Annotated in this window: 9 protein-coding genes; 4 read left to right on the top strand and 5 right to left on the bottom strand. The window is 69.8% G+C overall.

Annotated features, from left to right (window positions below; all coding sequences use genetic code 11):
* Positions 1-45 precede the first annotated feature (45 nt).
* Positions 46-1,635: an ABC-F family ATP-binding cassette domain-containing protein gene (locus AC1U89_RS19020; RefSeq protein ID WP_479901220.1), complete on the bottom strand. Its 1,590-nt coding sequence runs from the start codon at positions 1,633-1,635 to the stop codon at positions 46-48.
* Positions 1,636-1,842: 207 nt separating this feature from the next.
* Here AC1U89_RS19020 and AC1U89_RS19015 point away from each other — a divergent pair, with 207 nt between their 5' ends.
* Both AC1U89_RS19015 and AC1U89_RS19010 read left to right on the top strand, forming a co-directional pair.
* Entirely contained in the window at positions 1,843-2,313 is a 471-nt protein-coding gene (locus AC1U89_RS19015; protein WP_479901219.1) for a DUF1203 domain-containing protein, read from the top strand.
* A gap of 96 nt (positions 2,314-2,409) precedes the next feature.
* Positions 2,410-4,215, top strand: a complete 1,806-nt coding sequence (locus AC1U89_RS19010; RefSeq protein WP_479901218.1) for an ATP-binding protein — start codon at positions 2,410-2,412, stop codon at positions 4,213-4,215.
* A 16-nt stretch (positions 4,216-4,231) separates the two neighbouring features.
* On the opposite strand, the gene AC1U89_RS19005 is transcribed toward AC1U89_RS19010, so the two are convergent.
* Both AC1U89_RS19005 and AC1U89_RS19000 read right to left on the bottom strand, forming a co-directional pair.
* Positions 4,232-4,798 carry a hypothetical protein gene (locus AC1U89_RS19005; RefSeq protein WP_479901217.1) on the bottom strand — a complete coding sequence of 189 codons (567 nt, stop codon included), beginning with the start codon at positions 4,796-4,798 and terminating at the stop codon, positions 4,232-4,234.
* 93 nt (positions 4,799-4,891) lie between these two features.
* Entirely contained in the window at positions 4,892-5,080 is a 189-nt protein-coding gene (locus tag AC1U89_RS19000; RefSeq protein WP_479901216.1) for a hypothetical protein, read from the bottom strand.
* 162 nt (positions 5,081-5,242) lie between these two features.
* On the opposite strand from AC1U89_RS19000, the gene AC1U89_RS18995 reads away from it, so the two are divergent.
* Together AC1U89_RS18995 and uvrA are read left to right on the top strand one after the other, a co-directional pair.
* On the top strand, positions 5,243-5,968 hold the full coding sequence (locus tag AC1U89_RS18995; RefSeq protein ID WP_479901215.1) for a DUF1223 domain-containing protein: 726 nt from the start codon (positions 5,243-5,245) through the stop codon (positions 5,966-5,968).
* Between the two features lie 164 nt (positions 5,969-6,132).
* Positions 6,133-9,042: an excinuclease ABC subunit UvrA gene (uvrA, locus tag AC1U89_RS18990; protein ID WP_479901214.1), complete on the top strand. Its 2,910-nt coding sequence runs from the start codon at positions 6,133-6,135 to the stop codon at positions 9,040-9,042.
* On the opposite strand, the gene AC1U89_RS18985 is transcribed toward uvrA, so the two are convergent.
* Positions 9,039-9,896, bottom strand: a complete 858-nt coding sequence (locus AC1U89_RS18985) for a hypothetical protein (protein WP_479901213.1) — start codon at positions 9,894-9,896, stop codon at positions 9,039-9,041. The genes uvrA and AC1U89_RS18985 overlap by 4 nt on opposite strands.
* 11 nt (positions 9,897-9,907) lie before the next feature.
* Positions 9,908-10,753: a hypothetical protein gene (locus AC1U89_RS18980; protein WP_479901212.1), complete on the bottom strand. Its 846-nt coding sequence runs from the start codon at positions 10,751-10,753 to the stop codon at positions 9,908-9,910.
* Positions 10,754-10,760 lie beyond the last annotated feature (7 nt).

The following is a 10,760-nucleotide window of genomic DNA, read 5'->3' as shown; positions in this document are numbered from 1 at the left end:
ATAACTGCTGTTGAGAGTGATTAGCAACAAACCGTAACGTGTACGTCACCGCGACCAAAGGTCGATCCGACGCTCCACCCCCACCGCCTCGAGGAAATCCTCGTCGTGGCTGGCGATCAGCAGGGCGCCGTCATAGCCGGCCAGCGCGCTCTCCACCGCCTGGACCGAGTCGAGGTCCAGATGGTTGGTCGGCTCGTCCAGGATCAGCAGCTTGGGCGGATCGGCCGACATCAGCACGCAGGCCAGGGCCGCGCGCAGGCGCTCGCCGCCGCTGAGCGTGGCGACCAGCTGGTGGGCGGCGACGTTGCGGAACAGGAAGCGGGCCAGGGCGGCGTGGGCCTCGTTGGCACCGGCGGCCGGGTTTAGGCGGCGGAAGTTCTCCAGGATGGTCTGGGTCTCGTCCAGCACGGCGGCGCGCTGATCCAGCAGGGCCGCCGCCACGCCGCGCGTCACCGTTCCCGTCGTCGGTTCCAGGCCGCCCGTCGCCAACCGGATCAGGGTCGACTTCCCCGCCCCGTTGCCGCCGACCAGGGCCACGCGCTCGGGACCGGTCAAGTGGAAGCTCAGGTCCGACAAAACCGGCGGTCCGTCCGGATAGGCGAAGCCCACCCCGTCGAAGTCCAGCACCGTCCGACCGGCGGGCAGGCCGCAGGACGGCAGGTCGAAGGCCAAGCGGCGCAGGCGCTCGACCCGCGCATCGGCGGCCTCGCGGGCCTGGGCGGCCTCCTGCGCGGCGCGGTCGGCCAGCCGCCCCTCGCGCGCGCCGGTGTTCTCGGCCCGCTCGGCCTGGGCGCCCAGCAGGATCTTCGGCTCGCTGCCCTTGGCGGCGAACTTGCGCCCGGCGGCGTCGCGGCGCGACTTGCGCTCGCGGGCGACCTGGGCCTCGCGCGCGGCCTGGCGGACCTGGCGCTCGGCGGCCTCCAAGTCGTGCTCGGCGGCCGCCACGGCCTTCTCCTTGCGCTCGGCGTAGAGGTCGTAGCCGCCGCCGTAGCTGGTCGCGCCCAGGCTGGTCAGCTCGACGATGCGGTCCATGCCGCGCAGCAGGGCGCGATCGTGGCTGACCACAATCGCCCCGCCCTTCCAGCGCCGCAGCACGTCGGCCAACAGGGCGCGGGCCGGGGCGTCCAGATTGTTGGTCGGCTCGTCCAGGAGGATGACGTCGGGCCCGGCCAGCAGCAGGCCGGCCAGGGCCAGCCGGGTCATCTGGCCGCCGCTGAGCTGGGACGCCGGGCGCGAGGCGTCCCAGCGCGACAGCCCGACCTCGGCCAGGGCGGCGGCGACGCGGCCCGGCAGGGTCCAGTCGGCCTCGATCAGGTCCTCTTCCGTCCCCTCTTCCGCCTCGATGCGGCACAGGCGGTCCCAGGCCGGGCCGACGCCCAGCAGGTCGGCCAGGCGCGCGCTCGGCGGCGGGGCGTGCAGCTGCGGCAGCACGCCGACCACGCCGGCGCGGCTGATCGCGCCGGACGTCGGCGCGCGGGTCCCGGCGATCAGCGACAGCAGCGTGGACTTGCCCACGCCGTTGCGGCCCACGAGGCCGATACGCTCGGCCCCGATGCTCAGGGTCAGGTTGTCGAAGAGGACGCGGCCGTCAGGCGTGTCGGCGCGAACGGAATCCAGGGTGATGAAGGCGGGCATGGGAAACCACGGTCAGGTCAGCGGGAAGGGCGAAACGGTCGTCCATCGCAATGTCCATGGTGGCCTCCATCAGTCGGCCCGGGGTTTCGGGCACGGACGATCTAAGCGATCAACCCGCGTTCGGCAAGGTTCGCGACCACCGCAAGGATCGGGTGTCGGCCCGGCGCGGGCGGCGGCAAAACGGTCTCGACAGAACAGGAGCCCGCCATGTCCTTCACCGTTTCCAGCCTGCCCATCGAGCCGTTCGCGCCGCTATTCGCCCTCGACGACGACGCTCTGGCCGAGCGCGGCATGCTGCGCGTCGTCGCCGACGCGCCGTTCGCCTTCCCCTGCCGCGTCACCCTGGACGACGCCGCGCCGGGCGAGACCCTGATCCTGCTGAACCACGAGCACCAGGCCGCCGACACGCCGTTCCGCTCGCGCTACGCCATTTATGTCCGCGAGGCGGCCCAGGCTCCGGCCAAGACCACAGACGCCCTGCCCCCGGCCCTGCGTCGCCGCCTGCTGTCCCTGCGCGGTTTTGACGCGGCCGGCATGCTGCTCGACGCCGACGTGGTCGAGGGCGCGACGGCGGCCCCCGTGATCGAGCGGATGCTGGAAAACCCCGCCGTGGCCTATCTGCACGCCCACTACGCCAAGCCCGGCTGCTACGCCGCCCGCATCGATCGCGCCGCCTAGCTATTGTCCGACAAAGGTAACGGTCTCAATCGCAACTTAACCTTGATCTCTTACGGTGCGCTCAAGCCAGGGGGCAAAGAGGGCGCGCGGGGGCTCATGAAGTGGACGTTCGGCAAACCTGAACCCATACCGTCGCACGAGATCGTCAGCTCGTACGTGCCCATCCTGCGCGGCTATCTGGTGGCCGCCGCGGCCTACTACTGCGTGATCAGCCTGGCCCATCCCTTCTACGAGAAGGGCGCGGCCCTGGTCGTGCTGGAAGGGCTGGCGGTGGCCGCCGCCGCGGCCGGGCTGTGGTTCTGGCGTCGGTTGAAGACCCGGCCGCCGGGCATGCGGGCCATGGAAGTCGCTGCGCTGGCGATGAACACCCTCTTCATGGCCAATGTCGCGGCCTATCAGAGCATCCATTTCGAGCCGGCCAAGCTGGTCTATTTCGTGCTGATGGCCCTGGTCTTCGCCACCTCGGCCCCCACCCGGCGCGTGGCCTTCGTCAGCGTGGGCGCGGCGACCGTCGGCCTGGTGGTGATGGCCCGCAACGCGCCCGGCGACCTGGTCGGCCAGTACGGCTTCATCGGCGTGGCCGGCGCCTTCGCGGCCCTGGGCATGTCCACCCTGATGCGCGGCGCGGTGATGCGCGAGCTGCGGGCCCGCCTGGCCTCGGACGCCCTGAACCGCAAGCTGGAGGCCGAACTCGAGGAGAACCGCCGCCTGCGCACCGAGGCCCAGGACCTGATGGTGGTCGCCCAGACCGCCAGCCGCGTGAAGACCGAGTTCCTCGAGACCATGAGCCATGAGATCCGCACGCCGCTGAACGGCGTGCTGGGCATGGCCCAGGCCATGGACCGCGACACCCTCTCGGTCCGGCAACGCGCCCGCCTGGCCACCATCCATCAGTCCGGCGCCACCCTGCTGGACGTGATCAACGCCGTGCTCGACATCTCGCGGATCGAGGCCGGCAAGATGGAGATCATCCGGGCCCCGTTCGACCTGGACGCCCTGGCCGACACCCTGCGCCAGCTCTATGGCGGCCTGGCCCACGACAAGGGCCTGGACTTCACCCTGGAGGTCGAGCCGGGGGCCGGCGGCTGGCGCGACGGCGACGCCGCCCGCCTGCGCCAGGTGCTCAGCAACCTGATCTCCAACGCCATCAAGTTCACCGACGCGGGCCAGGTGGCCGTGCGGATCGGCGGCGACGCGTCGACCCTGACCTGCGCCGTGACTGACACCGGCGTCGGCGTGCCCGAGGCGCGCCGCGCCCAGATCTTCGAGAAGTTCGTCCAGGTCGACGGCTCCAGCACCCGCCGCACGGGGGGCAGCGGCCTGGGCCTGGCCATCTGCCGCGAGCTGATGACGCTGATGGACGGGCGGATCGGCTTCGAGAGTCCCGCGGCCGGCGGCGCCTGCTTCACCGTCGAGGCCCCCTGCCCGACCCTGACGCCGGTGGGTCAGCCGACCAAGGCCGAGGCGGTCACCGACGAGCCGGCGATGACCGGCGAGCTGAAGATGCTGGTGGTCGACGACAACGCCACCAACCGCACCGTCCTGCAGGCCATGCTGGGCCATCTGGGCGTCGCCTGCGGCGTGGCCCGCGACGGCCACGAGGCCGTGGCGATGTGGGAGTCCGGCCCCTGGGACGCCATCCTGATGGACATCCACATGCCGGGCATGGACGGGCTGGAGGCCGGTCGGGTGATCCGCACCCGCGAGGCGGCCGAGGGCCGGACCCGCACCCCGATCCTGGCCGTCACCGCCAGCGTGCTGAGCCACGAGACCGAGCGCTACATGGCCGCCGGCATGGACGGCTTCGTGGCCAAGCCGATCGCGGCCCAGCGCCTGGTCGAGGCCCTGGACGTGGCCCTGAGCGGCCCGCCGAGGGGCGACGCGGTGGCGGCGCTGGGGTAGCGGCGTAAGTCGCCCCCTACTTCGACGTCGGGATCAGTGCGAGGATCTGCAGGAGAGCAGCGCCCTCCGATTTGGCGGGAATCGCGAGCCTAAGCTTGCCCTGCGCCTGGACCGCCATCGCCCGGATATCCCCGCCGGGCGTCGCGGGCCGCAGGACGCCACCGTCGTCGGTGAACAGGAAGACCTTGCCCGGCGGCATGTCCAGCGGCGGTCCGACCTTGAGCAAGGCCTCCATCGACGCCGCCGGGTCCTCCGAGGCGTCGATGTCGTACATGAAGACGCACATGTTCCCCGTCATCCCCGACGGGAGCTCAGCGACGCCCAGGATCAGCTTGGGTCGCTTTGCGTCGTTCGGCAGGAAGAAGGCCTGCATGCGCCCATAGTGATAACCCGCCTTCTCGACCTGATCGACCGGCAAGGGTTTGTAGCCGAGGGCCGAAGCGGCGGTGGCGATCGCCTCCGGGTTCGGCCCGTTGGCCACGCACAGGGTTCGGAAGGTCTCGATCGAGGTCTCGGCGCACGCCGCCGTCGGCCACGCCGCCCCGAGCCATCCCAAGGCCGCGAACGCCAACAGCTTCTTCACCAGGCCGATCCCCCATCCCAAGACTTGACCATACAACGCGACCGCGCGGCCGCCGCAAGTCCTTGCCGGGGAGGAGCGCGCCCTCGGCGTCGCCTAGAAGCTCAGCGCGCCCAGGTCGACGATGATCTTAAAGGCCCAGATCGTGCAGGCGATGCAGACGACCAGGGTGATGACGTCGTCGATCTCGGAACGCTGGCGCGCGACCTTGGCGGCCTTGCCGCCCTTGCCCTTGGCCGGAGCCTCGGGGGCCGCCTTCGCCTCGTCCTTCGCCGCCTTGGCCAAGCTCGTCGTCCTCGCGCCACGCGCCCGACGCGCGTCCGTCCAGCCATAGACACCAGGGGTGCTGAAGGTTGCGCTTCCAAAGGCGGTTTATTGTTCGTGAACGCTGTAACCTCTGTCCCGCCCGCCGCGAACTGATCCTCGATGACCACAGGGACGCGCGTCATGACACGAACCACGATGCGGAAGACGGCCTGGGCCAGCCTGGCGGCCGGGACCGTCCTGGCGGTCGCCGTCGGGGCCTGGTCGATGGCCGGGACCGGCGGCACGGCCCAGCGTCCGGTGGTGCTGGAGCTGTTCCAGAGCCAGGGCTGTTCGTCGTGCCCGCCGGCCAACGCCAACCTCAACGCCCTGGCCGACCGGCCCGACGTCCTAGCCCTCAGCTTCGGGGTCACCTACTGGGACCAGCTGGGCTGGAAGGACACCTTCGCCACGCCCGCCTTCACCGACCGCCGGAAGGCCTACGCCCGCGGCCTGGGCGCCCAGCTTGGCACGCCGCAGATGGTGGTCGAGGGCCGCGAGGACCTGATCGGCACGAACGCCCGCGACGTCGATCTGGCCCTGCGCCGCGCCCGGCCGACCATGGACGCCACGGTCGCCCTGTCGCGCGGCCGGGTCGAGATCGGCGCCGGCCAGGCCCCCAAGGCCGGCGCCGACGTCTGGCTGGTGCGCTACGATCCGCGCGTCCAGCAGGTGGCCATCCAGCGCGGCGAGAACAACGGCAAGACCCTGCCCCACCGCGACGTCGTCCGCGAACTGACCCGCCTGGGCGGCTGGAACGGCGCCCCGGTGGCGTTCGCGACCCTTCCGCCGGCCGATCCAGCCCTGCGCACGGCGGTGCTGGTCCAAGCCCGGAACGGCGGCCCGATCCTGGCGGCGGCGCGACTCTGACGCGCTCTTGGGCGGCTGCTGACACCTGATGTCAGCAGTCTGTCGCCACCTGCCGCCACAGCGACATTTGTTCGCACCTTGTTCTTGTGTTAATCGCCGGTCTGCGCCCTACATATAGCCGTCCCGCCGTGGCTCCTCCCACGGCCCTACGCGTTCCGGAAAACATGGCTGAACAACTGAACTTCATCCGCGTGCGCGGCGCGCGGGAGCACAATCTCAAGGACGTCAGCGTCGACATCCCGCGGGGCGAGCTCGTGGTGCTGACCGGCCTGTCGGGGTCGGGCAAGAGCTCCCTGGCGTTCGACACCATCTACGCCGAGGGCCAGCGCCGCTATGTGGAGAGCCTGTCGGCCTACGCCCGCCAGTTCCTGGAACTGATGAGCAAGCCGGACGTGGACCTGATCGAGGGCCTGTCCCCGGCCATCTCGATCGAGCAGAAGACCACCTCGCGCAACCCGCGCTCGACGGTGGGCACGGTCACCGAGATTCACGACTACATGCGCCTGCTGTGGGCGCGCGTGGGCGTTCCCTATTCGCCGGCCACCGGCCTGCCGATCGAGAGCCAGACCATCAGCCAGATGGTCGACAAGATCACCGCCCTGCCGGAAGGCACGCGCCTCTATCTGCTCGCTCCCGTCGTCCGCGACCGCAAGGGCGAGTACAAGAAGGAGATCGCCGAGTGGCAGAAGGCCGGCTTCCAGCGGCTGAAGATCGACGGCGAGTTCTATCCGATCGAGGACGCCCCGGCGCTCGACAAGAAGTTCAAGCACGACATCGACGTGGTCGTGGACCGCATCGTCACCAAGCCGGGCATGGAGCAGCGGCTGGCCGACTCCATGGAGCAGGCCCTGCGCCTGGCCGACGGCCTGGCCGTCGCCGAATGGGCCAATATCGAGGAAGGCGAGAAGGAGCCGCGCCGGTTGCTGTTCTCCGAACGCTTCGCCTGCCCGGTCAGCGGCTTCACGATCGCCGAGATCGAGCCGCGACTGTTCTCGTTCAACAACCCGGCGGGCGCCTGCCCGGCCTGTGACGGCCTGGGCGCCAAGCTGGCCTTCGACGCCGATCTGGTGATCCCCGACAAGGACCGCAGCCTGCAAAAGGGCGCGGTCGCGCCGTGGGCCAAGGGCCCCTCGCCGCTCTACACCCAGACCCTGCAGGCCCTGGCCCGCCACTACGGCTTCTCGATGGACGAGCCCTGGCACAAGCTGCCGGAAAGCGCCCGCCAGATCGTGCTGCAAGGCTCCAAGGGCGAGAAGATCAAGTTCGTCTACGACGACAACGCCCGCAAATACGAGGTGGCCAAGCCCTTCGAGGGCGTGCTGCCGAACCTGGAGCGCCGCTGGCGCGAGACCGACAGCTCTTGGGTCCGCGAGGAGCTGGGCCGCTATCAGTCGGACACCCCCTGCGAGGTCTGTCACGGCAAGCGCCTGAAGCCCGAAGCCCTGGCCGTGAAGATCCACGGCCTGGACATCGCCGCCGTCTCGAACCTGGCCATCCGCCCGGCCCGCGACTGGTTCACGGCGCTGGAAAGCCACCTGACCGACAAGCAGATGGAGATCGCCCGGCGGATCCTGAAGGAGATCAACGACCGCCTGCGGTTCCTGGTCGACGTGGGCCTGGACTATCTGAACCTGTCGCGCGGCTCGGGCACCCTGTCGGGCGGCGAGAGCCAGCGCATCCGCCTGGCCAGTCAGATCGGCAGCGGCTTGACCGGCGTGCTCTACGTGCTGGACGAACCGTCGATCGGCCTGCACCAGCGCGACAACACCCGCCTGCTCCAGTCGCTGCAGGGCCTGCGCGACCTCGGCAACTCCGTGCTCGTCGTCGAGCACGACGAGGAGGCCATCCTCACCGCCGACTATGTGATCGACATGGGCCCGGCGGCGGGCGTGCATGGCGGCGAGATCGTCGCCGAGGGCAAGCCGGCCGACATCATGGCCAACCCGAAGAGCATCACCGGTCAGTACCTGACCGGCGCGCGCGAGATCGAGGTGCCCGAACAGCGCCGCCCGATCAGCAAGAAGAAGATGCTCCGCGTCGTCGGCGCCAAGGGCAACAATCTGAAGGACGTGACGGGCGAGATTCCGGTCGGCACCTTCACCTGCATCACCGGCGTGTCGGGCGGCGGCAAGTCGACCTTCACGATCGAGACCCTGTACAAGGCCGCCGCGCGCCGCCTGAACAACGCCAGCGACGCCCCGGCCTCGCACGAGCGGATCGAGGGGCTGGAGAACTTCGACAAGGTCATCGACATCGACCAGTCGCCGATCGGCCGCACCCCGCGCTCGAACCCGGCCACCTATACCGGCGCCTTCGGCCCGATCCGCGACTGGTTCGCCCAGCTGCCGGAAAGCAAGGCGCGCGGCTACGGCCCCGGCCGCTTCAGCTTCAACGTCAAGGGCGGCCGCTGCGAGGCCTGCCAGGGCGACGGCCTGATCAAGATCGAGATGCACTTCCTGCCCGACGTCTACGTCACCTGCGACGTCTGCAAGGGCCAGCGCTACAACCGCGAGACTCTGGACATCCTGTTCAAGGGCAAGACCATCGCCGACGTGCTGGACATGACGGTGGAAGAGGCGGCCGACTTCTTCAAGGCCGTGCCGCCGATCCGCGACAAGATGGAAACGCTGAAGCGCGTGGGCCTCAGCTATATCAAGGTCGGCCAGCAGGCGACGACCCTCTCCGGGGGGGAAGCCCAGCGGGTGAAGCTGTCCAAGGAGCTCAGCAAGCGCGCCACCGGCCGCACGCTGTACATCCTCGACGAGCCGACCACCGGCCTGCACTTCGAGGACACCAAGAAGCTGCTGGAAGTCCTCCACGAGCTGGTCGACCAGGGCAACACCGTGGTCGTCATCGAGCATAACCTGGACGTCGTGAAGACCGCCGACTGGCTGCTGGACTTCGGTCCGGAAGGCGGCGACGGCGGCGGCGAGATCGTCGCCGTCGGCTCGCCCCAGGACGTGTCCAAGGTCGAGGCCAGCTGGACCGGCCGCTATCTGAAGGACGTCCTGGCCCGCCACGAGGAGCGGCGGCTGGAACGCGTGGCGGCCTTGAAGGCGGCCAAGCGGGCCTAGTCGAACACCGCGGCCTGGTCGGCGGGATTTCGCCCGGCCAGGTCGCGGTACAGCACCGCCATCGGCGCGTAGGCGATGACGCCCGCCAGCGTTCCGACGAGCACGCGCGTCAGGTCCGGCACCAGATGCTCGGGCTTGGCGGCGTAGCGCGCCAGCTCGACGACGAGGGGATCGTAACCGACCTTCGCATCGACCCCGCCCTGCCTGAGATGGTCACCCAGCACCGACAGCAGCCACTCGCCGCCGCCGTAGACCAGCAGGAAGAACAGGGCGCAGACGACGGCCAGCCTGTAGTGCTTCCGCGTCAGCCGCCAGGACTCCGCGATCCCCACCCGGCGTTCGAAAGCCGTTACGGCCGGCGTCAGCGAAAAGCGCGCCGACAGCACCATCGCCAGGACCAGGACGGCCACGAGCGTACCGGTCTTGGTCGCCAACGCCGAGTCACGTGCGGTCGCGGCGACGATGACGACGACGATGAAAACACCGGCGAAAACCGTCACGAAGATCAGGCACCAGACGAGTCCGAGTCGGAGTTCGTCGGCGCCCAGGCGCATCCAGCGACCGTCCGTTCGTTCCGGATCCGCGACCGCCCGGAAGACGGCCGCCGCCAGGATCGCCATGCCGAAGCACATCACGATGAGATTCAAGGTCAGCACGCCGAACTGCAGCAGGCCGGCGCGCCCCGATCCGACATAGGACCACGGCCCCTCCAACCCGTCGTACACGCCGCTGAGCAAGGTGCTGAGCACGCTGAGAGGCAGCAGGCAGAGACCCCAGCTCAGGACCGCGAGCGGAGCGCGCCGCAGCAGCGGAAAGCCCGCGGACACCAATCGTCTCAGCGTGGTCACGGTCATGCTGGTCAGCCCTAGTCGAACACGGCGGCCTGGTCGGCGACAGGATCGCCGATCAGGCTTCGACAGATGTGGACCGCCGACGCGATCGGGATCAGCACGGCCAAGCCCACCAGCAGGCCCTGGAGCAGGACGTGGGCCAGCACGACGGGCCGGACCAGCCCCGTCAGCGCAACGACCAGGGACGGGTTGTAGGTCAGCGAATTATCCAGACCCAGCGCGGGGATCGCCGTCGCCAGCAGGAAACCGCCCAGGCCGCCGATCACCCCGGCGAGCAGCAGGGTCACAAGGAAGACGCCGAGGATCTTCCATTGCTTCGCCCGCGTCAGCCGCAAGGACGCCATGAACCGCAACCGCCCGTCCTGGACGGTCAGGGGGCCGGCCAGCGACAGGCGGCTGGCCACGACCACCGCCAGGATCACGCCCAGCGCCAGGGCCGTGAACATGACGACGTCTTCCGACAGACCGTTCAGATCGGCCGCCGAGGTGACGCCGCCGCCCAGCCCGACAGCCAGCAGGATGATGCCCAAGGCGAGGAAGACCACGAGCGACAAGAGGGACAGCCGCAGCTCATCGCCGCCGAACCGGACCCTTCCGCCCCGCGCGACGGCCGCCGTCATGACCGCGATCACCAGCAGGAACACCAGGAGGTCGACGAAGGTCGTCACCGTGCTGGCGACCCAAAGAGGCCTCTTTTGCGCCAAGGCGGCCATCGTGTAGTGGCTCGAAGCCACCGCCATCACCCGCCCAGCGAAGGTGGCCACCGCGCCGAGCGCCGCCAGGCCAAGGGTCGCCAGCGGTCGTCGACGCAGCCGGTCGAAGCCCGCCAGGACGGCCTGGCCGAACGTGAAATCCCCCACGCCCCGT

Source organism: Caulobacter sp. 05T431, from assembly GCF_056665975.1.
This window is presented reverse-complemented; position numbering and strand designations above follow the sequence as displayed.

Coding starts and splice junctions, on each gene's coding strand:
- AC1U89_RS19020 (WP_479901220.1), bottom strand. CDS start 1,635: ATGCCCGCCTTCATCACCCTGGATTCCGTTCGCGCCGACACGCCTGAC.
- AC1U89_RS19015 (WP_479901219.1), top strand. CDS start 1,843: ATGTCCTTCACCGTTTCCAGCCTGCCCATCGAGCCGTTCGCGCCGCTA.
- AC1U89_RS19010 (WP_479901218.1), top strand. CDS start 2,410: ATGAAGTGGACGTTCGGCAAACCTGAACCCATACCGTCGCACGAGATC.
- AC1U89_RS18995 (WP_479901215.1), top strand. CDS start 5,243: ATGACACGAACCACGATGCGGAAGACGGCCTGGGCCAGCCTGGCGGCC.
- uvrA (WP_479901214.1), top strand. CDS start 6,133: ATGGCTGAACAACTGAACTTCATCCGCGTGCGCGGCGCGCGGGAGCAC.
- AC1U89_RS18985 (WP_479901213.1), bottom strand. CDS start 9,896: ATGACCGTGACCACGCTGAGACGATTGGTGTCCGCGGGCTTTCCGCTG.